Annotated in this window: 23 protein-coding genes; 10 read left to right on the top strand and 13 right to left on the bottom strand. The window is 60.9% G+C overall.

Annotation, left to right across the window (positions count from 1 at the left end):
- Positions 1 to 24: 24 nt before the first annotated feature.
- The gene (pcaR, locus tag JMN22_RS26145; RefSeq protein WP_030142301.1) at positions 25 to 867 is read right to left on the bottom strand and encodes a pca regulon transcriptional regulator PcaR; all 843 of its coding nucleotides are present in this window, start codon (positions 865 to 867) and stop codon (positions 25 to 27) included.
- A gap of 567 nt (positions 868 to 1,434) precedes the next feature.
- Here pcaR and JMN22_RS26140 point away from each other — a divergent pair.
- A complete protein-coding gene (locus tag JMN22_RS26140) occupies positions 1,435 to 1,635 on the top strand; it encodes a hypothetical protein (RefSeq protein WP_030142302.1) in 201 nt (66 codons plus the stop codon).
- A 363-nt stretch (positions 1,636 to 1,998) separates the two neighbouring features.
- Positions 1,999 to 3,474: an inorganic phosphate transporter gene (locus JMN22_RS26135; RefSeq protein WP_198798223.1), complete on the top strand. Its 1,476-nt coding sequence runs from the start codon at positions 1,999 to 2,001 to the stop codon at positions 3,472 to 3,474.
- A 255-nt stretch (positions 3,475 to 3,729) separates the two neighbouring features.
- On the opposite strand, the gene ccoM is transcribed toward JMN22_RS26135, so the two are convergent.
- The 3 genes from ccoM to JMN22_RS26125 form a co-directional block, all read right to left on the bottom strand.
- Complete coding sequence (ccoM, locus tag JMN22_RS26745) at positions 3,730 to 3,846, bottom strand: cytochrome c oxidase subunit CcoM (RefSeq protein WP_030139315.1); 117 nt, start codon at positions 3,844 to 3,846, stop codon at positions 3,730 to 3,732.
- A 145-nt stretch (positions 3,847 to 3,991) separates the two neighbouring features.
- Positions 3,992 to 4,210, bottom strand: coding sequence for a hypothetical protein (locus tag JMN22_RS26130; protein ID WP_033864460.1), 219 nt, complete (start codon positions 4,208 to 4,210; stop codon positions 3,992 to 3,994).
- A gap of 16 nt (positions 4,211 to 4,226) precedes the next feature.
- Complete coding sequence (locus tag JMN22_RS26125) at positions 4,227 to 4,568, bottom strand: hypothetical protein (RefSeq protein ID WP_030139316.1); 342 nt, start codon at positions 4,566 to 4,568, stop codon at positions 4,227 to 4,229.
- A 247-nt stretch (positions 4,569 to 4,815) separates the two neighbouring features.
- Here JMN22_RS26125 and rapA point away from each other — a divergent pair, with 247 nt between their 5' ends.
- Positions 4,816 to 7,662 (top strand): RNA polymerase-associated protein RapA, encoded by a 2,847-nt coding sequence (gene rapA, locus JMN22_RS26120; protein WP_198798224.1) that lies wholly within the window; start codon positions 4,816 to 4,818, stop codon positions 7,660 to 7,662.
- Between the two features lie 239 nt (positions 7,663 to 7,901).
- Here the strand turns inward: rapA and JMN22_RS26115 are convergent, their stop codons facing one another.
- The 4 genes from JMN22_RS26115 to JMN22_RS26100 all read right to left on the bottom strand — a co-directional run bounded on the left by JMN22_RS26115 (position 7,902) and on the right by JMN22_RS26100 (position 11,854).
- Positions 7,902 to 8,738: a cache domain-containing protein gene (locus JMN22_RS26115; protein ID WP_198798225.1), complete on the bottom strand. Its 837-nt coding sequence runs from the start codon at positions 8,736 to 8,738 to the stop codon at positions 7,902 to 7,904.
- Between the two features lie 188 nt (positions 8,739 to 8,926).
- Entirely contained in the window at positions 8,927 to 9,805 is an 879-nt protein-coding gene (locus JMN22_RS26110) for a hypothetical protein (RefSeq protein ID WP_030139319.1), read from the bottom strand.
- A gap of 107 nt (positions 9,806 to 9,912) precedes the next feature.
- Positions 9,913 to 10,905: an NAD-dependent epimerase/dehydratase family protein gene (locus JMN22_RS26105; RefSeq protein ID WP_198798226.1), complete on the bottom strand. Its 993-nt coding sequence runs from the start codon at positions 10,903 to 10,905 to the stop codon at positions 9,913 to 9,915.
- A gap of 55 nt (positions 10,906 to 10,960) precedes the next feature.
- Positions 10,961 to 11,854: a LysR family transcriptional regulator ArgP gene (locus JMN22_RS26100; protein ID WP_030139321.1), complete on the bottom strand. Its 894-nt coding sequence runs from the start codon at positions 11,852 to 11,854 to the stop codon at positions 10,961 to 10,963.
- Between the two features lie 97 nt (positions 11,855 to 11,951).
- Here JMN22_RS26100 and JMN22_RS26095 point away from each other — a divergent pair, with 97 nt between their 5' ends.
- The 4 genes from JMN22_RS26095 to JMN22_RS26080 all read left to right on the top strand — a co-directional run bounded on the left by JMN22_RS26095 (position 11,952) and on the right by JMN22_RS26080 (position 17,412).
- Positions 11,952 to 12,554 carry a LysE/ArgO family amino acid transporter gene (locus JMN22_RS26095; RefSeq protein ID WP_198798227.1) on the top strand — a complete coding sequence of 201 codons (603 nt, stop codon included), beginning with the start codon at positions 11,952 to 11,954 and terminating at the stop codon, positions 12,552 to 12,554.
- Between the two features lie 173 nt (positions 12,555 to 12,727).
- The gene (locus JMN22_RS26090) at positions 12,728 to 13,324 is read left to right on the top strand and encodes a superoxide dismutase (protein ID WP_030139323.1); all 597 of its coding nucleotides are present in this window, start codon (positions 12,728 to 12,730) and stop codon (positions 13,322 to 13,324) included.
- A 428-nt stretch (positions 13,325 to 13,752) separates the two neighbouring features.
- Positions 13,753 to 15,804 (top strand): putative bifunctional diguanylate cyclase/phosphodiesterase, encoded by a 2,052-nt coding sequence (locus JMN22_RS26085; protein WP_198798228.1) that lies wholly within the window; start codon positions 13,753 to 13,755, stop codon positions 15,802 to 15,804.
- 264 nt (positions 15,805 to 16,068) lie between these two features.
- Positions 16,069 to 17,412, top strand: a complete 1,344-nt coding sequence (locus JMN22_RS26080; protein WP_030139325.1) for an imelysin family protein — start codon at positions 16,069 to 16,071, stop codon at positions 17,410 to 17,412.
- Positions 17,413 to 17,626: 214 nt separating this feature from the next.
- On the opposite strand, the gene JMN22_RS26075 is transcribed toward JMN22_RS26080, so the two are convergent.
- From JMN22_RS26075 to JMN22_RS26065, 3 genes are all read right to left on the bottom strand, one after another.
- Positions 17,627 to 18,862, bottom strand: a complete 1,236-nt coding sequence (locus JMN22_RS26075; protein WP_198798229.1) for an RNA polymerase sigma factor — start codon at positions 18,860 to 18,862, stop codon at positions 17,627 to 17,629.
- Between the two features lie 89 nt (positions 18,863 to 18,951).
- Positions 18,952 to 19,296, bottom strand: a complete 345-nt coding sequence (locus JMN22_RS26070; RefSeq protein WP_030139327.1) for a YciI family protein — start codon at positions 19,294 to 19,296, stop codon at positions 18,952 to 18,954.
- Positions 19,297 to 19,352: 56 nt separating this feature from the next.
- Positions 19,353 to 19,787 carry a YybH family protein gene (locus JMN22_RS26065; RefSeq protein WP_030139328.1) on the bottom strand — a complete coding sequence of 145 codons (435 nt, stop codon included), beginning with the start codon at positions 19,785 to 19,787 and terminating at the stop codon, positions 19,353 to 19,355.
- A 141-nt stretch (positions 19,788 to 19,928) separates the two neighbouring features.
- Between JMN22_RS26065 and JMN22_RS26060 the strand changes: the two genes are divergently transcribed.
- A complete protein-coding gene (locus tag JMN22_RS26060) occupies positions 19,929 to 20,453 on the top strand; it encodes a GNAT family N-acetyltransferase (RefSeq protein WP_198798230.1) in 525 nt (174 codons plus the stop codon).
- Positions 20,447 to 21,049, top strand: coding sequence for a pyridoxamine 5'-phosphate oxidase family protein (locus JMN22_RS26055; RefSeq protein WP_030139330.1), 603 nt, complete (start codon positions 20,447 to 20,449; stop codon positions 21,047 to 21,049). Before JMN22_RS26060 ends, JMN22_RS26055 begins: the two co-directional genes overlap by 7 nt.
- 36 nt (positions 21,050 to 21,085) lie before the next feature.
- On the opposite strand, the gene JMN22_RS26050 is transcribed toward JMN22_RS26055, so the two are convergent.
- Positions 21,086 to 21,574 carry a GyrI-like domain-containing protein gene (locus JMN22_RS26050; protein WP_030139331.1) on the bottom strand — a complete coding sequence of 163 codons (489 nt, stop codon included), beginning with the start codon at positions 21,572 to 21,574 and terminating at the stop codon, positions 21,086 to 21,088.
- A gap of 79 nt (positions 21,575 to 21,653) precedes the next feature.
- Entirely contained in the window at positions 21,654 to 22,316 is a 663-nt protein-coding gene (locus JMN22_RS26045; RefSeq protein ID WP_030139332.1) for a LysE family translocator, read from the bottom strand.
- 206 nt (positions 22,317 to 22,522) lie between these two features.
- On the opposite strand from JMN22_RS26045, the gene alaC reads away from it, so the two are divergent.
- Positions 22,523 to 23,740 (top strand): alanine transaminase, encoded by a 1,218-nt coding sequence (gene alaC, locus JMN22_RS26040; RefSeq protein WP_030139333.1) that lies wholly within the window; start codon positions 22,523 to 22,525, stop codon positions 23,738 to 23,740.
- Positions 23,741 to 23,824: the final 84 nt, after the last annotated feature.

Below are 23,824 nucleotides of genomic sequence, written 5' to 3'. Positions count from 1 at the left end.
TATCGAACAACTTAGCCTGAACACTTAACTGAACAATTGCGCGCTGAGGTCCCGGCTGGCTCCCAGCAGGCCCGGCAGGAAGCGTTGCTCCAACTCGTTGCGGCTGACCCGACCCGCGTGGGTACTGACATTCAGCGCCGCGACCACCTGGCCCGATGCGTCATACACCGGCACGGCGATCGAGCGCAGGCCTTGCTCCAGTTCCTGGTCGACGATGCACCAGCCTTGTTGCCGAACCTGCTGCAGGCATTCGAGCAACGCCTCGGGTGTATGCAACGTCCGGCTGGTCTTGGCCTGCAAGTCGGCGTGGTCCAGGTAATCGCGCAACGACGCATCGTCCAGGGCAGCCAACAGGATCCTGCCCATCGATGTGCAATACGCCGGCAGACGGCCGCCCACGGACAGATCCACGGAAATCAGCCGCTGGGTGGTGGCCGAGCGGGCGATATAGAGGATGTCGTCACCTTCGAGCGTCGCCATGTTGCAGGCCTCGTGCAGCTGCTCGCTCATGCGGTCCAGGTACGGCTGGGCGGACACGGCCAACGGTGTCGACGACAGATAGGCGTGACCCAGGGTCAGCACCTTGGGCAGCAACGAATAGGTACGTCCGTCGGTGGTGGCGTAGCCGAGCTTGATCAAGGTATGCAGGCAACGTCTGACCGCGGCGCGGGGGATTTCCGTGCGGTGGCTGATCTGGGCGATGGTCAGGTGCCGCTTGCGCTCCTGGAATGCCTGGACCACGGCCAGGCCGCGGGCCAGCGACGTCATGAAATCCGGATCGCCAGTCAACGCCTGGATCCGCTTGGCAGGCGAGGCAACGATCGGCGGCGCGACTGAGGTGAAAGCGTTGCGCAATTGGTCGTTCATGTCGGATCCTCTGCGGAATATCGGCTATTACAACTGGCGGGCCGGCAGACGCACAAGGACGGATCGCCGACACCGTTCGATTATCGAACCGCCGATCGATAATCGCAATCAAGTGATGATGAATCCATGTCCCGATTGACCCGCACAGCGCTTTCGAAAGCGGCCGGCAATGGACATGTCCCCACTCGAAAATTGAACTTGTCGCCAACAATGACGTCAGGATATCGACAGTTAGGGAAATACGTCTGTTGACACAACTAGTAGTCCATACAAATATTGATTCACACAAACAACCAGCGGTTTTATCTTTACCGATAGAGTTCTCCCAACGGACCGCTATAATGCGTTTCAGTGACGGCGAGGCCCATCGACCTTACCGTCCGCAGGCACGACAGTTCATCGCTGTTGTGTCGCCTGCCGGTGCCTGAAGCACCTGTGGCCGCTTCCCCTGTATCGGCAACAACACGAAGCCCTGATGCTACGTCAGCTCAGCTCTGGTGCCGTGGCCGTCTGCATGTTCCCATGCAGTGCGTATCACCAGATTCAATTAATTAATTAGGTAACACTGTGACGAAAGACGAACTGCGCGCGGAACTTGAGCGCCAGGAACAACGTTACAAGGAAGTTTACGGCGGGGAGATCACCACCTACGCCGCGCAACCTGAACCGGAACGCAAACCGTGGCGTAAACGCGCCACCGTCCAGGATCAGGCGTTCAGCCAGGAACTTCAGAAGATGGAAAAGGAACTCAAGGCCGAAGAGAGCTAACCTCCGGGCTTGATGTTTTCTGTGGACGGTATCCGGTCGCCACCCTGGCCGGCCCTCGTCGTCAAGCGCCCGCCAAAAGCGGGCCGCCATTTTCGCCACCGCCGGTTGGGGGCGTTCACGACCGACCTCTCTTCCAGATATTTCATACACATTTTCAGGCCCCTTCCTACCCCGAGGAGAAGCGTGTCCGCAGGGCTTTCTGCCTTGTAAACAAAGGCTTGCAGCTCCCCGGCAAAACCATGCCACGCACGGTTTCCTCCCGATTATTTCGTAGAAGAATGTGACCGATGAGCAGGCAGTGCATCGATTACCGAGGTTTTCTGGCATAATCGCGCCCCCTTATTCCCGGGTCAGAAAACCTTCATGATCGATTTATTCAGCGGACTGGATGCTTGGGTGCTTGTGAGCCTCTTGCTCGCCCTGGCTTTTGTCCTCGCCTTCGAGTTCATCAACGGCTTTCATGACACCGCTAACGCGGTTGCCACTGTTATCTACACCAAAGCCATGCCACCTCACCTGGCGGTGTTCTTTTCCGGTGTGTTCAATTTCCTCGGCGTGCTGCTGGGCGGCGTGGGGGTGGCGTATGCCATCGTTCACTTGCTGCCGGTGGAACTGCTGATCAATGTGAACACCGGACACGGGCTGGCCATGGTGTTCTCGCTGCTCGCAGCGGCCATCACCTGGAACCTGGGCACCTGGTACTTCGGTATTCCAGCGTCCAGCTCCCACACGCTGATCGGTTCGATCCTCGGCGTCGGCCTGGCCAATGCGCTGATCAACGATATCCCGTTGGCCGACGGGGTGAACTGGCAGAAGGCGATCGATATCGGCGCTTCCCTGGTGTTCTCGCCCATGGCCGGCTTCCTCATCGCCGCCCTGGTGTTGATTGGCCTGAAGTGGTGGCGTCCATTGTCGAAGATGCACAAGACGCCAGAGCAGCGTCGCAAGATCGACGACAAGAAGCACCCGCCGTTCTGGAATCGCCTGGTCCTGGTGATCTCGGCCATGGCGGTCAGCTTTGTCCACGGTTCCAACGATGGCCAAAAAGGTATCGGCCTGATCATGCTGGTGCTGATCGGTATCGTGCCGGCGCAGTTCGTACTCGACCTGACCAGCACCACCTACCAGATCGAGCGTACTCGTGATGCGACCCTGCACCTGAGCCAGTTCTACACGCGCAACAGCGACTCCCTCGGTGAGTTCCTGGCGCTGGGCAAAAGCGTCGAAGGTGATCTGCCGGAGAAATTCCGTTGCAACCCGCAACAGACCGAACCGACGATCAACGCCCTGCTCGACACCCTCAAAGGCGTGGCGGACTACCACTCGCTGCCGTCGGAAAGACGCATCGAGGTTCGTCGCTACCTGCTTTGCCTGGACGACACGGCGAAGAAGGTCGGCAAGTTGCCAGGCCTGGCGGCCCGCGAGAAAGACGACCTGAACAAGCTGCGCAAGGACCTGACCGCCACCACTGAATACGCCCCGTTCTGGGTGATCCTGGCGGTTGCCCTGGCACTCGGCCTGGGCACCATGGTCGGCTGGAAACGCGTGGTACTGACCATTGGCGAGAAGATCGGCAAGCAAGGCATGACCTATGCCCAAGGCATGTCGGCGCAGATCACCACCGCCTGCATGATTGGCGCGGCGAACATCTTCAGCTTGCCGGTTTCCACCACCCACGTGCTGTCTTCCGGCGTGGCGGGCACCATGGTCGCCAACAAGAGCGGCCTGCAAGGTGGCACCGTGCGCAACATCCTCCTGGCCTGGGTGCTGACCCTGCCAGCGACAGTCGCCCTGTCGGCCGGGCTGTTCTGGCTGGCGTCCAAGGCCTTGGGCAGCTGATTCCAGCGGCTCACAAGAAAAGGTGCGTTCCTTGCGGTTCGCACCTTTTTTTATGCCCGCACACCTGACAACTGTGGGAGCGGGCTTGCTCGCGAAGGCGGCGGGTCAGTTAGCGATGCAGTGGCTGACATGCCGCATTCGCGAGCAAGCCCGCTCCCACACTGATTTAGCGTTGCCCTAGAAAAAATGCGCACAAAAAAAAGGGCGACCGAAGTCGCCCAAAATGCCTTGCGTGCTCGTTGTCGCTGGAAAGACCTACGGCTTTTTGCGCTTGTGAGCGTCTTTCCAGATGAATAATCCGAAACCTGCGAAAAACACGAACATGAGGCCAACCGTCAATACACCGGCAAACACCACATTATCGATAAACATGACTGGCCTCCTGGTCTTGTCCCTGTTGCGATGGGTTCAAGTTAACCAATCAGGCCTGGATGAAAATTGACCGGCGTCAATAACGCCCGCAACGGGGCGCGAAGAGGGGGAAATAACTGATCTGCATCAATGGATCGAGGGGGTGTCAGCGCTTTTTCGGTTTGTTTTTCGGCTTTTTCTTCGCCTTGCCCAAAGGCATCGCCTGTTCGAATGCCTGGCGAACTTCATTGAGGCGCTTTTCGTTGAGGTCATGGACGCGCTTGGCGCGTTCAGCACTGAAGTCGATCAGTTTGTCGTCTTGGCTCATGGCGTACGGCATCGTGCAGTGAATGGCGATGCGCCCATGATGCGGGCTGTCGGCCATATTGGCAAAGCCCGCATCAGATCTGGATATCGACCCACAGGCCCTGGCGCGATTCCCCCTCCACCAGCGGGACAACCGGAACGGTGTTATCGGCGTTCAGTTCCGTGCCGGGGACCGCCAGGTGCTCCTCGGGATCCTCATCCGCTTCACGGCGGCGCCGGTTGCGCTCCTGCTGGCGCTGCTGTTCCTCGCGCAATAGCAGCGCGGCCTCTTCCGGATCGCGGTTCTGCAGGTCGATGGTGCTTTCGTTGGAGCTCTGTTGCACCGGGACCACGGGCGGTATGTCCGGTCGCTGGCGAACCGGATCCTGTTGAGCGGTGATGGGTACGGCGCTCAAAGGGAGCATGGGTGGCAACATAAAGGTCTCCTGTCTTCAGGTTGTCGGCCAAGGGAGGTGCGGCTTGAACCGCTGGTCCGAAACTTGTGACCTGGTTGGCATTACGCCCCGGCAGGACACAAGCTTGTTTGATCACCGAGCCCGCTTAAGTTCCCTTGGATCACTGGATGACAAGTCGCCGCGAAGGCTGCATGCGTGCGTAAATCCTTTGGTCTGACGGAGCATTCCGTTAAGATAGCCGGCTTTTTCAAGGCGGGAGTCAGGCAGCATGGCGCAGCAGTATCAACCGGGGCAACGCTGGATCAGTGACAGCGAAGCCGAGCTGGGTTTAGGCACCGTTCTGGCACAGGACGGCCGCTTGTTGACCGTGCTCTATCCGGCCACTGGCGACACTCGCCAGTACGCGCTACGGAATGCGCCCCTCACTCGCGTGCGGTTTTCGCCGGGTGACGTGATCACTCACTTCGAAGGCTGGAAAATGACCGTGCGCGAAGTCGATGACGTCGACGGGCTGCTGGTCTATCACGGCCTCAACGCACAGAACGAAGTCGTCACGCTGCCGGAAACCCAACTGTCGAACTTCATCCAGTTCCGCCTGGCCAGCGACCGCCTGTTCGCCGGCCAGATCGATCCCCTGGCGTGGTTCTCCCTGCGCTACCACACGCTGGAACACACCAGCCGCCAATTGCAGTCCCCGCTATGGGGCCTGGGTGGCGTACGTGCCCAGCCGATTGCCCATCAACTGCACATCGCCCGCGAAGTGGCCGACCGCATCGCGCCGCGCGTGTTGCTGGCGGACGAAGTGGGCCTGGGCAAGACCATCGAAGCCGGACTGATCATTCATCGGCAACTGCTCTCCGGCCGTGCCAACCGCATCCTGATCCTGGTGCCGGAAAACCTCCAGCACCAATGGCTGGTTGAAATGCGTCGGCGCTTCAATCTGCAGGTGGCGCTGTTCGACGAAGAGCGTTTCATCGAAAGTGATGCCAGCAACCCGTTCGAAGACACCCAACTGGCGTTGGTGGCACTGGAATGGCTGGTGGAAGACGAGAAAGCCCAGGACGCGCTGTTTGCCGCGGGTTGGGATCTGATGGTCGTCGACGAAGCCCACCACCTGGTGTGGCATGAAGATCACGTCAGCCCGCAATATGCGCTGGTGGAGCAGCTGGCCGAAACCATCCCCGGCGTGTTGCTGCTCACCGCGACCCCGGAGCAACTCGGCCAGGACAGTCACTTCGCCCGCCTGCGCCTGCTTGACCCGAATCGTTTCCATGACCTGCAGGCCTTCCGCGCCGAAAGCGAAAACTATCGCCCGGTGGCCGAGGCCGTCCAGGAGCTGCTGGACAAAGGTCGACTCTCGCCCCAAGCCCACAAGACCATCCAGGGTTTCCTGGGTAACGAAGGCGAAGCACTGCTGACCGCCGTCAACGATGGCGACATCGAAGCCAGCGCCCGCCTGGTTCGCGAGCTGCTGGACCGCCACGGCACCGGCCGCGTGCTGTTCCGCAATACCCGCGCCGCCGTACAAGGCTTCCCCGAGCGCAAGCTGCACGCCTATCCACTGCCGTGCCCGGACGAATACCTCGAACTGCCGTTGGGCGATCACGCCGAGCTGTACCCGGAAGTCAGCTTCCAGGCCCAGCCGGACGCCAGCGAAGAAGAGCGCTGGTGGAAATTCGACCCGCGCGTCGAGTGGCTGATCGACCAACTGAAAATGCTCAAGCGCACCAAGGTCCTGGTGATCTGCGCCCACGCGGAAACCGCCATGGACCTGGAGGACGCCCTGCGCGTGCGCTCCGGCATTCCGGCCACGGTTTTCCACGAAGGCATGAATATCCTCGAGCGTGACCGTGCCGCCGCCTACTTCGCCGATGAAGAGTTCGGCGCGCAAGTGCTGATCTGTTCGGAAATCGGCAGCGAAGGCCGCAACTTCCAATTCGCTCACCACTTGGTCCTGTTCGACCTGCCGTCGCACCCGGACCTGTTGGAGCAGCGGATCGGCCGCCTGGATCGGATCGGCCAGAAACACACCATCGAGCTGCACGTGCCCTACCTGGAAACCAGCCCGCAAGCGCGGCTGTTCCAGTGGTATCACGAAGCGCTGAATGCCTTCCTCAACACCTGCCCGACCGGCAACGCCTTGCAGCATCAGTTCGGTCCGCGCCTGTTGCCGTTGCTGGAAGAAGCCGACGATGGCGACTGGCAAGCGCTGATCGATGAGGCCCGCGCCGAGCGCGAGCGCCTGGAAGCCGAGCTGCACACCGGTCGCGACCGCCTGCTGGAGCTCAACTCCGGCGGCGCAGGCGAAGGTGACGCGCTGGTCGAAGCGATTCTCGAACAGGACGACCAGTTCGCCCTGCCGATCTACATGGAGACCCTGTTCGACGCCTTCGGCATCGACAGCGAGGACCACTCCGACAACGCGCTGATCCTCAAGCCGAGCGAAAAAATGCTCGACGCCAGTTTCCCGCTGGGCGACGACGAAGGCGTGACCATCACCTATGACCGCAACCAGGCGCTGTCTCGCGAAGACATGCAGTTCATCACCTGGGAGCATCCGATGGTGCAAGGCGGCATGGACCTGGTGCTGTCCGGCTCCATGGGCAACACCGCCGTGGCGCTGATCAAGAACAAGGCGCTCAAGCCCGGCACCGTGCTGCTGGAACTGCTGTACGTCAGCGAAGTGGTTGCCCCGCGCTCGCTGCAACTGGGCCGCTACCTGCCACCGGCCGCCTTGCGCTGCCTGTTGGACGCGAACGGCAACGACCTGGCGGCCCGGGTCTCGTTCGAGACCTTGAACGACCAGCTCGAAAGCGTGCCTCGCGCCAGCGCCAACAAGTTCATCCAGGCCCAGCGTGACCAGCTCGCGCCGCGGATCAATGCCGGCGAAGAGAAGATCACCCCGCGTCACGCCGAACGCGTGGCCGAGGCTCAACGTCGCCTGGCGGCTGATACCGAGGAAGAACTGGCCCGCTTGACCGCGCTGCAAGCGGTTAACCCTACTGTTCGGGACAGTGAGCTGGAGGCACTGCGCCGGCAACGTGAGCAGGGGTTGGCGATGCTGGAGAAGGCGGCGTTGCGGTTGGAGGCGATTCGGGTGTTGGTGGCCGGGTGATTTTCGGCTGGGTTATGGGTGTATATCCGTATCTTCGGCCTTAAAGCTGACCTGGTTCTGTTTTCACCTGTGGGAGCGGGCTTGCCCGCGAAGAGGCCGGCACGTCCAGCACCTTCATCGACTGTGCTGCCGCCTTCGCGAGCAAGCTCGCTCCCACACTGGCTTATCAACAGCCACTGGTCTTGCGTACGCCGCTCCCACAGGGGTTCTCCAACAGTCACGAGTCTCATGTTAGAAACTCAAGGACTGTAATACCCCACCGCCACCAGGAAATGTCCCGCCTTCTTCAAATACGCATGCTTGTTCTCAACCCTCCCCGTCACCGGATTCTTCCAGCGATACTCATATTCCCCAGCGTCCTGCTTGCCGATCATGGCCAGGATCGGCTCGCCCACAGGCTTGCCGTCCGGATCCTTGATCTTGGCGAAATCGGTATTGATCAACCGCAGGTTGGTGCCGTGCCCAACATAGCGACGGGTATCGAGGTCAACGACAAATACATACAAGTCGTCCTGAAGGTAGCCGCCCTTGAGCGAGTTGATCGCCATCAGCGTGCCTTTCTCGTTCTTCAGCAAATCACCCGCCGCCTTGTCCAACAACGCCCTCGCCTGTTCGGCGGAGGCCCTTGGCAGGTAGTAGCCAACCGCGAGGATTCGCTCGCCGACCCGCTGGAAATACACATGCTTGCGCTCGACCTTGCCGTCCGCCCAGTTCTGCCAACGATAGTCAGCCTGCTGGATACCGCTGGCCTCGGGGGTTTTCAGCGCCTCTTTGAAGGCCTTACGCAGGTCAGGTCCCAGCACCTCGGAAACGTCGCGACCGATCAACGCTGACGAAGGACCGCCGCTGGCAAGCATTACGCCTTGGGTATCGACCACGAATACGTAGCGGTCCTTGTCGACGAATTCGCCCTGGCGGCTGAACGCGGCGAACGCTTTGTCACCGTTGTCGTGGTAGTAGGCCAGGGCCTTTTCCAACAATGCCCGGGCGGCCTGGCCGTCGTCCGGTGCGGCGGCCTGGGCCTGGACCAATATCAGCAGTGCGGCCAGCCCGGCCAGCCTTCGAATAAACCCCATGCGCGCGTCCTCGTTCTTGTTGGTGTTTCAAGAGCGTAGACGGCGTGGGGTGAGTAGGAGCTGCCGAGTGCAACGAGGCTGCGATCTTTTCCCTGACAATTGAGTTTTGAGCGAAAGACCTGAAGATCAAAAGATCGCAGCCTTCGCCAGCGCCTACGGGGTAGGCGCTGGCCAAGAGCTACCCAGGCTTATTGGGACCGAGCGCTCAGTTGCTGCTGCAGGTACTGAATCTGCGATTGCAGCGTGTTGATGTTGCGGGTGACCTGGCCACGGAACGCATCGAATTCGGCGGTGTTGCCCGAACGGTTGTCCTGCTGGCTCTTGAGCACGACCATGTCCTGCTCCAGGCGCTCGATGGCCGAGTTGGAAGTGGCTCGCTTCAGGGCCGTGATGTCGGCACCGATGCTCTTGAGCTGGGCATCCAGGGCACCGCCCTCGCCTTGGTTCTTCAGGGCAGTCACTTCAGCCGTCAGCGTCTTGAGCTGGGCTTGGAGTTCTTTGTTGGCCGCCTGCAACTGAGCGGTGGCGTTTTCCTGTGCGCTGGCCTGGGTAATGATCTGGGCCAGTTCCTTGCCCAGGTCATCGGACGGACCGAACGCGCCTTGCTGCGGCTTGTTCACCTCCTGCAACCGGCTTTCGAATTGCCGGCCCTGCTCCTGCAGCTTGTTGTCCAACTGCTTGATCTGCAGTTTCAAGGCTTCACTGTCGCTCATGACATTTGACTGGCCGGCGACAACCTTGCCGGAAATGTCCTGCAAGCGCCCCGCCGCATCCTCGCTGATCCGGGCGAAGCTTTCCTGGGTGGCCACCAGTTGCTGTTCCATCAGGGAAATCTGCTGGAAGCTCCACCACGCCAGGAACGCGAAGGCGCACAGCAGCGCGCCGATCAGTGCCCACAACGGCCCTGTGCTCGGGCCCTTGACCTTGGCGGCCGCAACGGGCGCCGGACGCGCTTGCACGTGGGGCTGGCGGTTGGGCATGAAGTCATCGTCATCGGGAATGTCGGCCCGCATCCGCAGGCTCGGTACATCATCGAAGTCGTCGTTGGCATCGTTACGCATGGGCATGGGTCTAACCTTTGGGAAACCGGGGATGGCTTGATGTGGCGAGTATAACCCCCTCGCCCGCCGCACCCATTGACCCCGAACCGGGCACTCGGTTCACGACGGGGCGATCAGCGGGCGTCCTGGACACGCCACCAGGCGCAAAATTCATCGAGGGCGGTCCACAAACCGACCTGTGGATCGTAATCGAGATAGTGCCTGGCCCGACTGATGTCCAGGGTGAAATTTCTGTTCATGACCTGCATGCCCAGGCGCGACACCGTCGGTTCGGGGCGACCGGGCCAAAGCGCGCACAAACCTTCGTTCACGGCTCCGAGGCTGTAGGCCAGCCCGTAGGGCCGATAACGCCTGACCTGCGGGACTTCCATTTTTCGCATGACGTAGTTGACCACGTCCCACAGCGGCACCGGCGTCCCATTACTGATGTTGTAGGCCTTGCCCAACGCCGAATCCGTGGCCAGCAGGCTGCTGAGCAGCGCTTCATTGAGGTTCTGGACGCTGGTGAAATCCACTTTGTTCAGTCCGTTGCCGACAATCGCCAGCCGACCCTTGCGCTGCATTTTCAACAGGCGCGGGAAAATGCTCATGTCTCCGGCCCCGGTGACGAAGCGCGGCCGCAGCGCCAACACTTCCAGGCCGAACTCCTGGGCGCCGAAGACTTTCTGTTCCGCCAGGTATTTGGTGGCGGCGTAGGGATGCTTGAAGCGCTTGGGCACTTGTTCTTCCGTCAGTCCCACGTGGTCACGGCCATCGAAATAAATGGACGGGGACGACAGGTGCACCATCCGCCGAACCTTCTGCTTGAGGCAAGCCTCGACAACGTTTTCGGTGAGCTGGACATTACCCAAGTGAAAATCCTGATAGCGGCCCCACAGCCCCACTGAGCCGGCGCAATGCACCACCGCATCAACGTCCCGACACAGTTCACGGGCCAGCTCCGGGTCGCTCAGGTCGCCTGGGATGAATTCGGCGCCGCGCCTCACCAGGTGCTCGACGCTTTCGGCCCGGCGGCCGTTGACCCGGATATCCAGGCCTTGCTCCAGGGCGAAACGCGCAAAGCGTCCGCCGATGAAGCCGCTCGCGCCGGTGACGAGAATTTTCATGTAGTGCTCCGATGAAGAAGGTTTTGCGTATTGCGTGCAATCCTGACGCTGCGAATCAGCCCAACGGCACCAGCCACTGCCCAGACGCGCGAACCAGTTGTTCGGTCAACAAGCCGAGCAACTGCCCGCCATTGCGCCAATGATGCCAGTACAGCGGCACATCGATCGGTTTATCTGCCACCAGCTCCACCAGTTCGCCCCGCTCCAGTTGCTCACGGACCTGTAATTCCGGCACCAGCCCCCAGCCAAGCCCCGCCTCGGCAAGGCGAATGAAACCTTCGGATGAAGGGCACAGGTGATGCTCGAACCCCCCTTCGACGCCGAGGGACGCAAGGTATCGGTGCTGCAGGAAATCATCCGGGCCGAACACCAGGGCCGGCGCGCGAGCCAGTTGATCGGCGCGCACTCCATCGGGGAAATGCCGGGCGATGAAGGCCGGATTGGCAAGGGCACGGTAACGCATGGCCCCCAGCAATACGCTGCGGGCACCCGCCACGGGACGCTCGCTGGCACAAACACAAGCCGCCACTTCGCCAGCACGCATGCGCTTGAGGCCAACGGTCTGGTCCTCTACCACCAAGTCCAGCAACAGATGCTGTTCGGCGCAGAATGTCCCCACGGCGCCGGCCCACCACGTCGCCAGACTGTCGGCATTCAAGGCAATCCGCAGGCGCTCGGGTAGTCCCTCCTCGTCCAACGCTGGCACCAGGCTTTGCAGATCACGCTCCAGCAACCTGACCTGCTGGACATGGTTGAGCAGGCGACGGCCGATCTCGGTCGGTGCCGGCGGCGTGGCGCGCACCAGTACGGGCTGGCCAACGCGCGCCTCGAGCAATTTGATCCGCTGGGAAATGGCCGATTGCGACAACCCCAGGACCTGCGCGGCACGTTCGAAACCGGCCTGCTCGACCACGGCCGCCAGGGCGGAAAGCAATTTGTAGTCGAACATCAGTTTTCCTAATGAGCAATCAGCAAGATTGGTTTTTCTTATAACTCGACGAACCGGAGAATGGCCAGCATTGCGAACCTGGATGGAGAAATACTTTATGTGGCAAAGCTATGTGAACGGCCTGCTGGTGGCCCTCGGGTTGATCATGGCAATTGGCGCCCAGAATGCCTTCGTCCTCGCCCAGAGCTTGCGCCGCGAGCACCACTTGCCCGTGGCTGCGCTCTGCGTGACCTGCGATGCACTGTTGGTGGCCGCCGGGGTATTCGGGCTGGCAACGCTGCTGGCCCAGAGCCCGCTGCTGCTGTCGATCGCCCGCTGGGGGGGCGCCGTATTCTTGCTCTGGTACGGCAGCCAGGCATTGCGCCGGGCCTTTTCGAAACAAAGCCTGCAACGGGACGAGAAACAGGCGGCGCGCTCATTGCGCACGGTGCTGCTCAGCGCGTTGGCGGTCACGTTGCTCAATCCTCACGTCTATCTCGACACCGTGCTGCTGATCGGCTCCCTAGGCGCCCAGCAAAGCGTGCCCGGTGCGTATGTCCTGGGGGCGGCCAGTGCCTCGCTGCTGTGGTTTTCCGTTCTCGCCATCGGTGCCGCGTGGTTGGCGCCCTGGTTGGCCCGGCCCGCTACCTGGCGCGTCCTGGACCTGCTGGTGGCGCTGATGATGTTCACCGTGGCGATGCAATTAATCGTCTCGGGCTGATATTCCAAACCGCTCTGGAACCTCTATCCCACACAGTTGTTGCGTGGTTATGCCGCACCCCCGGTGCTATGATCCGACTCCTGCGCCCAAAGAGTACAAACTCGCTGGCGCTAGTCTGGCCGCCCGTGATCGGCCTTGCGCTCACCGCAACTGACCTGATTAGGAGAATCACCATGGCTTTCGAATTGCCGCCGCTGCCGTACCCACACGACGCACTGGCGCCACACATCTCCAAAGAAACGCTGGAATACCACCACGACAAGCACCACAACACCTATGTCGTGAACCTGAACAACCTGGTGCCTGGCACCGAGTTCGAAGGCAAGACCCTGGAAGAAATCGTCAAGACTTCCTCGGGCGGTATCTTCAACAACGCCGCTCAGGTCTGGAACCACACCTTCTACTGGAACTGCCTGGCGCCAAACGCCGGCGGTCAACCAACCGGCGCCCTGGCTGAAGCCATCAACGCCGCCTTCGGTTCGTTTGACAAGTTCAAGGAAGAATTCAGCAAGACGTCCATCGGCACCTTCGGTTCCGGCTGGGGCTGGCTGGTGAAGAAAGCTGACGGCTCCCTGGCCCTGGCCAGCACCATCGGCGCCGGCAACCCGCTGACCAGCGGCGACACCCCGCTGCTGACCTGCGACGTCTGGGAACACGCCTACTACATCGACTACCGCAACCTTCGTCCAAAGTACGTCGAAGCGTTCTGGAACCTGGTCAACTGGAAGTTCGTGGCTGAGCAGTTCGAAGGCAAGGCCTTTACTGCGTAAGTTGTGATGCCAATAAAAAACGGCGCTTTCCCGACGGGAAGGCGCCGTTTTTTTTGGGGGGGCGCTTGGATTGTTGTGTCGGAGCGGGCTTGCTCGCGAAGGCAGAGTGGCAGGCAACCTGTCCGTCGGCTGATACTCCGCTTTCGCGAGCAAGCCCGCTCCCACCACAAGCTTCGCGGTGAACGAGCAACAATCGCCCAGGGCAGATGACCTCGCGTCTGAAATCCAAGAAAAAATCCCGCCAGGCCTCAAGTTGCAGGCCCTTCCAACCGAAACAATGGTCGTAGAGTAATCACTCTGTAAACACCGTATAACGGCCAGGTTTCAGGCGAAAACCCTTGTGTTTGATTGTCCCTTTGACTGACATCACAGGATTGCCAATACTCATGGCAACTTGACGCTACCCGCACGGAACAAGGAATCTCTCTTTGAAGCTGGAACTCAAGAACAGCTTGTCTGTGAAGTTGCTCCGGGTCGTGCTCCTCTCGGCATTGATCGTTGGCATGATCTTGAGCTGTGCCCAGATCGTGTTCGATGCCTACAAAACCAACCAGGCCGTTACTGACGACGCCCAGCGCATCCTCGATATGTTCCGCGATCCTTCTACCCAGGCGGTCTACAGCCTGGACCGGGAAATGGGCATGCAGGTGATCGAAGGGCTGTTCCGGGACGAAGCCGTGCGCATGGCGTCCATCGGCCACCCCGGTGAAACCATGCTCGCGGAAAAGACCCGGCCTTTGCAGCATTCCAAAAGCCGTTGGCTGACCGACCTGATTCTCGGCCAGGAACGAACCTTCACCACGCAGTTGGTGGGTCGTGGCCCCTACAGCGAATATTACGGCGACCTCAGCATTACCCTGGACACCGCCACCTATGGCCAGGGTTTCATCATCAGTTCGGTGATCATCTTTACTTCCGGAATGCTGCGCGCCTTGGCGATGGGCCTGGTGCTGTACCTGGTTTATCACTGGCTGTTGACCAAACCCCTGTCGCGGATTATCCAGCACCTGACCGAAATCAATCCCGACCGCCCCAGCGCGCACAAGATCCCGCAATTGCCGGGGCACGAGCACAATGAGCTGGGCCTGTGGATCAATACCGCCAACCAGTTACTCGCCTCCATCGAGCGCAACACGCACCTGCGCCATGAAGCAGAAAACAGCCTGCTGCGCATGGCCCAGTACGACTTCCTGACCGGCCTGCCCAATCGCCAGCAACTCCAGCAGCAATTGGACAAGATCCTGGTGGACGCCGGGCGCCTGCAACGTCGCGTAGCGGTGTTGTGCGTAGGGCTGGATGATTTCAAGAGCATCAATGAACAATTCACCTATCAGACTGGCGACCAGTTGCTCTTGGCCCTGGCCGATCGACTGCGCGCCCACAGCGGGCGTCTCGGCGCGCTGGCGCGATTGGGCGGTGACCAGTTTGCCCTGGTCCAGGCCGATATCGAGCAACCCTACGAGGCCGCCGAACTGGCCCAGAGTATCCTCGACGACCTGGAAGCGCCGTTCGCGATCGATGATCACGAGATCCGCCTGCGCGCCACGATTGGTATCACCTTGTTTCCCGAAGACGGTGACAGCACGGAGAAACTGCTGCAGAAAGCCGAGCAGACCATGACCCTGGCCAAGACCCGCTCGCGCAATCGCTACCAGTTCTACATCGCCAGCGTCGACAGCGAGATGCGGCGGCGCCGCGAATTGGAAAAAGACCTGCGCGAAGCCCTGGCCCGTGGACAGTTCACGCTGGTGTACCAGCCGCAGATCAGTTACCGCGACTTGCGCGTGGTGGGCACCGAAGCCTTGATTCGCTGGCATCATCCCGAACACGGCCTGGTGCCGCCGGACCTGTTCATTCCCCTGGCCGAGCAGAACGGCACCATCATCGCCATCGGCGAATGGGTGCTGGACCAGGCTTGCAAGCAATTGCGCGAGTGGCACGACCAGGGCTTTGTCGACATGCGCATGGCGGTGAACCTGTCCACTGTGCAGTTGCACCACGCCGAGCTGCCACGGGTGGTGAACAACTTCCTGCAGATGTACCGCTTGCCGCCACGGAGCCTGGAACTGGAAGTCACCGAGACCGGCCTGATGGAAGACATCACCACTGCTGCCCAGCATCTGCTGAGCCTGCGTCGCTCCGGAGCGCTGATCGCCATTGATGACTTCGGCACCGGTTATTCGTCGCTGAGTTACCTCAAGAGCCTGCCGCTGGACAAGATCAAGATCGACAAGAGTTTCGTCCAGGACCTGCTCGATGACGAAGACGACGCGACCATCGTCCGCGCCATTATCCAGTTGGGCAAAAGCCTGGGGATGCAGGTCATTGCCGAAGGCGTCGAAACGATCGAGCAAGAGGCCTACATCATTTCCGAGGGCTGCCACGAAGGCCAGGGCTACTACTACAGCAAACCCCTGCCGGCCCGGGAGCTGGGCCTCTATCTGAAGCAGGCGGAGCGCATCAAGGCCTCCATCGTCTGATCCCTGCTGCCATGCACCTGTAGGCGCTGGCGAAGCCTGCGATCCCTTGATGTTCGCTTGGGATTCAAGGGTCAATCAAAGGATCGCAGCCTCGCTTCGCGAGGCAGCGCCTACAGACGCCGCCGAAAGGCGGCGATCTGCATTATCAAACAAGAAATATTTACAGCCGCACCCTTTACACATAATGCAAATCTTTCGCATTATGTCGCAGTTTTTGCGCACCCTCGCGCCAGCCCCACTCATCATCGAAGCAGGATCTACGCCATGATTCGTATGCCTCTGGCTACCGCCAGTCTGTTGGCCATCGCCATTTCCCTCGCCGGTTGCGGCGAAGGCAAAGACAAGGCCGCCGCGCCGCAAGCGCCAACGCCGGCCGCCAGCGCCGCTGCACCGGCGGCCCCCGCTGCCGCTGGCAAGATCGACGAAACCGCAGCCAAGGCTGTTGTCGCGCACTACGCCGACATCGTCTATGCCGTCTACAGCGATGCCGAATCCACCGCCAAGACCCTGCAAACCGCCGTCGACGCCTTCCTCGCCAAGCCGAATGCCGACACCCTGAAAGCCGCCAAGGCTGCCTGGGTTGCCGCGCGCGTGCCTTACCTGCAGAGCGAAGTGTTCCGCTTCGGCAACACCATCATCGATGACTGGGAAGGCCAAGTGAACGCATGGCCCCTGGACGAAGGCCTGATCGACTACGTCGACAAATCCTACGAACACGCCTTGGGCAACCCGGGCGCCACCGCCAACATCATCGCCAACACCGAAGTCCAGGTTGGCGAAGACAAGGTCGACGTCAAGGACATCACCCCGGAAAAACTCGCCAGCCTGAACGAGCTGGGTGGTTCCGAGGCCAACGTTGCCACCGGTTACCACGCCATCGAATTCCTGCTGTGGGGCCAAGACCTCAACGGTACCGGCCCTGGCGCCGGCAATCGCCCGGCCTCGGATTACCTGGAAGGCGCCGGCGCCACTGGCGGCCACAACGACCGTCGTCGTGCCTACCTGAAGTCCGTGACCCAATTGCTGGTCAACGACCTGCAGGAAATGGTCGGCAACTGGAAGCCGAACGTGGCCGACAACTACCGCGCCACCCTGGAAGCCGAACCTGCCGAAACCGGCCTGCGCAAGATGTTGTTCGGCATGGGCAGCCTGTCCTTGGGCGAACTGGCGGGCGAGCGCATGAAAGTCTCCCTGGAAGCCAACTCCCCGGAAGACGAACAGGACTGCTTCAGCGACAACACCCACAACTCGCACTTCTACGATGCCAAGGGCGTGCGTAACGTCTACCTGGGCGAATACACCCGCGTCGACGGCACCAAGATGACTGGCGCCAGCCTGTCGTCCCTCGTGGCCAAGGCCGACCCGGCCGCCGACACCGCGCTCAAGACCGACCTGGCCGACACCGAAGCCAAGATCCAGGTCATGGTCGATCACGCCAACAAGGGTGAGCACTACGACCAACTGATCGCCGCTGGCAACACCGCGGGCAACCAGATCGTACGCGACGCCATCGCCGCCCTGGTCAAGCAGACCGGTTCGATCGAACAGGCCGCGGGCAAGCTGGGCATCAGCGACCTGAACCCGGACAATGCTGATCACGAGTTCTGATCAACGTTGGACGATTGAAAAAGGCGACCTTCGGGTCGCCTTTTTTGTTTGAGTGCCCTTCTGCGCACGGACATAAGCAAAAACCCGTGGCGAGGGAGCTTGCTCCCGCTGAGCTGCGCAGCAGCTCCTTTCATTTAACTGGCACACCGCGGGGGCCGCTTCGCGACCCAGCGGGAGCAAGCTCCCTCGCCACGGGGCTGTGCCCGGCGCCACCTCATTGCAACCCGGCAAGCCTGGCTTCGATAAACCGCCGTTCCGGCAACTGCTGCGTCAGTTCAAGCGCACGTCGATACGCCGCCCTCGCCTCTTCAACCCGCCCCAACTGCCGACAGAACTCCGCCCGCGCCGAATGGGCCAGGTGATAGTCGGTCAATTCGCCCCGGCCCAATATCCCGTCGACCAGCTGCAGCCCCGCCTGTGGCCCGTCGCGCTTGGCCAGGGCAGCCGCCCGGTTGAGTTCGATCACCGGTGATGGCACCGCGCGCAAGAGCACGTCGTAGAGGCCGACGATCTGCGGCCAGTCGGTCTCTTGCGCCGTCGATGCTTCGGCGTGCACCGCAGCGATCGCCGCTTGCAGGCAATAAGGCCCGAACCGCCGGGTATTGAGCGCGGCCTCGACCATGGCGCAGCCTTCGGTGATCATGGCGCGATCCCACAGCGACCGGTCCTGCTCGTCCAGCAAAACCAACTCGCCGGTCATTGAGGTTCGTGCCGGCCGCCGCGATTCGTGCAAGAGCATCAATGCGAGCAACCCCATGACTTCGGCTTCGGGCAGCAACTCCATCAACAGGCGCGCCAAACGGATGGCTTCGCGCGTCAGGTCTTCGCGGGTCAATTCGGCGCCCATCGATGCCGAATAGCCCTCGTTGAACACCAGGTAAATGACCCGAAGCACACTGTCGAGCCGCTCAGGCAGCTCCGTACGGGACGGCACCTGATAGGGAATCTTCGCGTCGCGAATCTTTGCCTTGGCCCGCACGATGCGCTGGGCAATGGTCGCTGGCGCGGCGAGGAAGGCCCGGGCGATTTCCTCGGTGGTCAGGTCGCAGACTTCACGCAGGGTCAACGGCACCTGCGCATCGGCTGCCAGTGCCGGGTGACAACAAGTGAAAATCAGCCGCAGCCGATCGTCTTCCACGTCTTCATCGCTCCACTCGGTTTGCTCCAGTTCTTCAAGCTGGGCAATCAGCATCGGCTGCGAGGCGGCGAAGCGCGCCCGCCGACGCAAGCTGTCGATCGCCTTGAAGCGTCCGGCCGATACCAGCCAGGCCCGCGGTTTATCGGGCACACCGTCACGCTGCCAGCGCTCGACCGCGATAAAGAAGGCCTCGTGCAGGGCTTCTTCAGCGAGGTCGAAATCCCCCAGCAGGCGAATCAGGGTCGCCAGGATTCGCCGCGAGTCCTGGCGATAAACCTGCTCGACCCGTGCCTTGACCGCGTCGGCGGGCATCAGGCGGACAGGCCTTGGGTCACCGGCCTGATGGCTCGGCTGGAAACAGGCTCAAGCCTCATGAAAGCGCTCCCGTGGAGGATGAACGTTCAGGGATTCAATTGCCGCACAGGCCGGACCTCGACGCAGCCAACCCGGGCCGCCGGTATGTTGCCGGCGACCTGGATAGCTTCGTTCAGATCCTTGGCATCGATCAGATAGAAGCCCGCCAGTTGCTCCTTGGTTTCGGCGAACGGGCCGTCGGTAATCGACAACTTGCCGCCGCGCATGCGCACCGTGGTGGCGGTTTGGACCGACTCCAGGGCTTCGGCCGCGACCATCCGGCCGCTGCCCTGGATCGATTCGGCGTAGGCCATGCATTCGGCGTCCTCGGGACTGTCCGGCGAGTTATGCAGAACCTGTTCGTTGCTGTACACCAGGCATAAATACTTCATGGAAAACTCCGTGATCGGACTGATCGACAAGGATGGCAGAAGCGAACCGCAGCCGCTCAGGGCTGCAGATCGAAAATCGCCGTCCCGGCCATCGGATCGAACGGCGCCGACCAATGCTCATGGACGATTTTCCACTGCCCGGCGGAACGTTTGTAGCACGCCGTTACGCGCATCCAGCAAGCCTGCTCCTCGCCTTTGTCGTTGGTGCCGCCGCAATAGGCCAGCCAGTGGGCGAACGCAATATTGTCGGCTGGCGTGATCTGCACCTGATGGAAATCGAACTTGTGCGGGCCGGGGCACATTTCCATGCAGGCCTCCCAGTGGGTCCGGTAGGCGACCTTGCCCTTGAATTGCAGGGCCTGGATGGCGTCGAACGAGACAATGTTGTCGTCGTAGAGCGCCATGACTTTTTCCACGTCCTTGGCCATGACAGCCTGGCGATAGGTGTCGATCAGCGCCTGGATTTCGGTTTCGGTGGCTTGGGTGTTCATGGTGGTTCTCCGCAGTTTTTTGTTAGAGACATCCTTTGTCGTTTGGAGAAACGGCGAATCGACAGCCAAACAAAAATAATCCAAAGAAAAAATTTCGCTAGAATCCAGAGTCCATTCTGTCGGCAAACAACGGACGTTTTGATGACCGCCCAGCTCGTGCCTTATGAAGACCTGACCCCGCTGCAACGGCAACAGGTCGAATCCATCGAAATCCACCCCGGACAAATCAAGTTTTCCGGCGACATCCACGGCGCGTTGCACACGCTGCTGTCCAAGCCCGGCCCAGGGGTCAAGGGTTTCGCGTTGCTGGCCGGCGAGGTTCCGGTGGCATTCCTGTTGCTCAAGCGTCCGCCCGTGTTGCCGGCCTGGGCCAACGAACACAGCGCGACTCTGCACGCCTTGCAAGTCGACCATCGTGCCCAGGGCAAAGGCTACGGCAAGGCCTGCCTGCAAGCGCTCCCCGCCGTGGCACGGGCAGCGTGGCCGGAAATCAAGGGATTGGAGCTTTCGGTCGATGCCGACAACGACTCGGCCATCGCCCTTTACGCCCGGCTGGGCTGGGTCGACAGCGGAGAGGCCTACAAGGGCCGCATCGGTTATGAGCGGCGGATGGGGTTGGTGTTTCAACCAGGCGGATCAGCCGCCGGGAGGACTGATCCATGTTGACCTCGATTGAACAACTGGAAGCGATCTACGGCCAGCCCCATGAGCGGGCAGTGCGCAAACAGATCCCTTTTCTCAACGAGGATTACCAGGCGATGGTCCGGGCCTCGCCAATGGTGATCATCGGCTCGGCAGGGCCTGATGGCTTGGACAGTTCGCCCCGTGGCGACGCACCGGGTTTCGTGCAGATCCTCGACGAACACACTCTGGCGCTCCCCGACCGCCCGGGCAATAACCGCATCGACACCCTACGCAACGTCCTTCATGACCCTCGGGTGTCCCTGCTGTTCATCATCCCCGGAATCGGTGAGACGTTGCGAGTCAACGGCACCGCGCGCATCAGCGTCGAACCCGAGCTGCTCGAGCGCTTCGCTGTCAACGGGAAGTTGCCTCGCACGGTATTGCTGATCGCGATCGAAGCGGCGTTTTTTCATTGCTCCAAAGCTATCGTGCGCTCAGAGCTGTGGAATCCGGAGCGCTACCTTGATCGCTCGGCAGTTCCCAGCGCCGGAGCGATCCACAAGCGTTTGAATGAGGGGTTCGATGCCGAGGCTTATGACCGTGAAACACCTGCGCGGGTGCAGGCCAGCCTGTATTGAATAATCCTCTTCGCGCCTGAGGACGCATGGGGCGGGTTACTTTGGCTTGAGGGGAATCCAGATTTCCAGGCTGCCTTCGCCGGTCCGGGGATTGAAGTCTTCGCTGTAGCGCTCGAATTCCGGCTCGTCCGCCGCTTCGTGGCCGGATCGAGGCAGCCATTCCTTCCAGATGTATTGGAAGGTGTCCGGCAGGTTTTTCAGCGGCCCCTTGTGCTCGAACACCGCGTACGGCCCGGGCTGGACCTCTATCCAGCGGTACTGTTCGGGCAGGTCGTCGAGCCGGCTGATTTCCACCCCGGCAATGTATTCGAAGCCACCTTGACCGTCCGGGTTGCAGCACACCCCGTAGGTGACTTCGTCTTTCTGCCCCGGCACCTTGCCGAGCCAAGGCAGGAATTTTTCCCAGAGCTGCGGGATGTCCTGGGCAGTGTCCTGGGTAAAACGCGCGCCGAAACCGGCGATCAGCTGAAAGCGTCCCTGTTCAAAGCGCGGCTCGCCTGCGTTAACGCGTTTTTGCGTTTCCATTGCTTCAACACTCCGGAAAACTTGAAGTCGGGCTTGGCAGTATAGAAGCCAAACCGTGATTGCCAGACCGTTTCGCTTGTCAAAGTCCTGGCAGGATAGCCGTAGCGTTTTTTCCTACAAACTCGTTGTAGCCAGAAACAATCACGTAAACGGCGAAATAACAGAAGATCGCCGCGGAAGCCCAATAGGAGTAGCGCAGCAACTTGTCCCCTAACAATTTTCCGCCTTGGGTCGCCGCCAGGCACAGGCCCGCGCTCCAAAGCAACCCGGCGCTGAGAAATCCTCCCAGGAACAACGCCGAACTGAGCACAGTGCCACCACCAGAGCGGGCAATCAGCGTCCCGCCCACCGCCGCGAACCAGAGAATGGCACTGGGAGATGACATCGCGAGGAAGATTCCCCGAAAGAACTCCTGGCGTGGCGAGTTGCCTCGAGTTTCGCTGGCCTCGGCCAACACTGCATGATGGTAGATCGCTGAATGAACCATCTTCGCGGCGAAATACAACAACAGGACCGAGCCGCCAATCCACAGCACCCAGCGCACCGTGTCGTATTGCAACAACACAGTCATCCCGGCCAACGCCAGGACTGCGTAGATCAAATCCCCTACACAGGTGCCCAGGCCCAGGGCAAAGCCTTGGAAATAGCCGCGTTGCATCGCCAGGGTGATCATCGCGATATTGGCCACGCCAATGTCCAGGCACAGCGAAAGGCTCAGCAGGAAGCCGCTGGAAAATTCCATCATTCGTTCCATCAAGATTGGGTGTGCAGTGTTTACCGATCCACGGACCGGCGGTGGCACCGCAGCCGGGGCAACAGTGTCGTCGAAAATAGTTCGATGCGGCTACTGGACAATCTGACATCAGCCCGATTATCTTGCGCCGCAGGCCACCGCAGTGGCCAACGTCGCTCGGACGGTTCCGGGCGCTCACGTATCTCGAGGCAACAATGGCCGAACAAGGTTCGCCGCGCCGCTTTGCGCGCATCGATCGACTCCCCCCGTACGTATTCAATATCACTGCCGAGCTGAAGATGGCTGCGCGTCGGCGCGGCGAAGACATCATCGACTTGAGCATGGGTAACCCCGACGGCGCCACGCCCCCACACATCGTGGAGAAACTGGTCACCGTCGCCCAGCGTGAAGACACCCACGGCTACTCCACGTCCAAAGGCATCCCACGCCTGCGCCGCGCCATTTCGCGCTGGTACAAGGACCGCTACGAAGTCGACATCGACCCGGAAAGCGAAGCCATCGTCACCATCGGTTCCAAGGAAGGCCTGGCGCACTTGATGCTGGCCACCCTGGACCAGGGCGACACGGTGCTGGTGCCCAACCCCAGCTATCCGATCCACATCTACGGCGCGGTGATTGCCGGCGCCCAGGTGCGTTCGGTGCCGCTGGTGCCTGGCGTGGATTTCTTCGATGAGCTGGAACGGGCCATTCGCGGCTCGATCCCGAAGCCGAAGATGATGATCCTCGGCTTCCCTTCCAACCCGACCGCGCAATGCGTGGAGTTGGATTTTTTCGAGCGGGTCATCGCCCTCGCCAAGCAGTACGACGTGCTGGTGATCCACGACCTGGCCTATGCCGACATCGTCTATGACGGCTGGAAAGCCCCGTCGATCATGCAGGTGCCCGGCGCGAAAGACATCGCGGTGGAATTTTTCACCCTGTCCAAGAGCTACAACATGGCCGGCTGGCGCATCGGCTTCATGGTCGGCAACCCGGAACTGGTCAGCGCCCTCGCGCGAATCAAGAGCTACCACGACTACGGCACTTTCACCCCGCTGCAAGTCGCCGCCATCGCCGCCCTCGAAGGCGACCAGCAATGCGTGCGCGATATCGCCGAGCAGTACCGCCAGCGCCGCAACGTGCTGGTCAAGGGCCTGCATGAGCTGGGCTGGATGGTGGAAAACCCGAAGGCGTCGATGTACGTCTGGGCCAAGATTCCCGATGCCTATGCGCACCTGGGGTCGTTGGAATTTGCCAAGAAGCTGTTGGCCGAGGCCAAGGTCTGCGTCTCGCCGGGGGTGGGGTTCGGGGAATATGGGGATGATCACGTGCGCTTTGCACTGATCGAGAACCAGGACCGGATTCGCCAGGCGGTGCGGGGGATTCGGGGGATGTTTCGGGCGGATGGGTTGATCAAAAAACCTGAGGCCTGACACAAAATTAATGTGGGAGCGGGCTTGCTCGCGAAGGCTGAGTGTCAGTCGAGTAGATGATGACTGACACACCGCCTTCGCGAG

Origin of the sequence: Pseudomonas sp. HB05 (assembly GCF_016756915.1) — a bacterium.
Lineage (GTDB): Bacteria > Pseudomonadota > Gammaproteobacteria > Pseudomonadales > Pseudomonadaceae > Aquipseudomonas > Aquipseudomonas alvandae.
This window is presented reverse-complemented; position numbering and strand designations above follow the sequence as displayed.

Bases quoted from the DNA above. Each gene is read 5' to 3' on its own strand.
- pcaR (WP_030142301.1), bottom strand. From the start codon at position 867: ATGAACGACCAATTGCGCAACGCTTTCACCTCAGTCGCGCCGCCGATC.
- JMN22_RS26135 (WP_198798223.1), top strand. From the start codon at position 1,999: ATGATCGATTTATTCAGCGGACTGGATGCTTGGGTGCTTGTGAGCCTC.
- ccoM (WP_030139315.1), bottom strand. From the start codon at position 3,846: ATGTTTATCGATAATGTGGTGTTTGCCGGTGTATTGACGGTTGGCCTC.
- JMN22_RS26130 (WP_033864460.1), bottom strand. From the start codon at position 4,210: ATGGCCGACAGCCCGCATCATGGGCGCATCGCCATTCACTGCACGATG.
- JMN22_RS26125 (WP_030139316.1), bottom strand. From the start codon at position 4,568: ATGTTGCCACCCATGCTCCCTTTGAGCGCCGTACCCATCACCGCTCAA.
- rapA (WP_198798224.1), top strand. From the start codon at position 4,816: ATGGCGCAGCAGTATCAACCGGGGCAACGCTGGATCAGTGACAGCGAA.
- JMN22_RS26115 (WP_198798225.1), bottom strand. From the start codon at position 8,738: ATGGGGTTTATTCGAAGGCTGGCCGGGCTGGCCGCACTGCTGATATTG.
- JMN22_RS26110 (WP_030139319.1), bottom strand. From the start codon at position 9,805: ATGCCCATGCGTAACGATGCCAACGACGACTTCGATGATGTACCGAGC.
- JMN22_RS26105 (WP_198798226.1), bottom strand. From the start codon at position 10,905: ATGAAAATTCTCGTCACCGGCGCGAGCGGCTTCATCGGCGGACGCTTT.
- JMN22_RS26100 (WP_030139321.1), bottom strand. From the start codon at position 11,854: ATGTTCGACTACAAATTGCTTTCCGCCCTGGCGGCCGTGGTCGAGCAG.
- JMN22_RS26095 (WP_198798227.1), top strand. From the start codon at position 11,952: ATGTGGCAAAGCTATGTGAACGGCCTGCTGGTGGCCCTCGGGTTGATC.
- JMN22_RS26090 (WP_030139323.1), top strand. From the start codon at position 12,728: ATGGCTTTCGAATTGCCGCCGCTGCCGTACCCACACGACGCACTGGCG.
- JMN22_RS26080 (WP_030139325.1), top strand. From the start codon at position 16,069: ATGATTCGTATGCCTCTGGCTACCGCCAGTCTGTTGGCCATCGCCATT.
- JMN22_RS26075 (WP_198798229.1), bottom strand. From the start codon at position 18,862: ATGCCCGCCGACGCGGTCAAGGCACGGGTCGAGCAGGTTTATCGCCAG.
- JMN22_RS26070 (WP_030139327.1), bottom strand. From the start codon at position 19,296: ATGAAGTATTTATGCCTGGTGTACAGCAACGAACAGGTTCTGCATAAC.
- JMN22_RS26065 (WP_030139328.1), bottom strand. From the start codon at position 19,787: ATGAACACCCAAGCCACCGAAACCGAAATCCAGGCGCTGATCGACACC.
- JMN22_RS26060 (WP_198798230.1), top strand. From the start codon at position 19,929: ATGACCGCCCAGCTCGTGCCTTATGAAGACCTGACCCCGCTGCAACGG.
- JMN22_RS26055 (WP_030139330.1), top strand. From the start codon at position 20,447: ATGTTGACCTCGATTGAACAACTGGAAGCGATCTACGGCCAGCCCCAT.
- JMN22_RS26050 (WP_030139331.1), bottom strand. From the start codon at position 21,574: ATGGAAACGCAAAAACGCGTTAACGCAGGCGAGCCGCGCTTTGAACAG.
- JMN22_RS26045 (WP_030139332.1), bottom strand. From the start codon at position 22,316: ATGGAATTTTCCAGCGGCTTCCTGCTGAGCCTTTCGCTGTGCCTGGAC.
- alaC (WP_030139333.1), top strand. From the start codon at position 22,523: ATGGCCGAACAAGGTTCGCCGCGCCGCTTTGCGCGCATCGATCGACTC.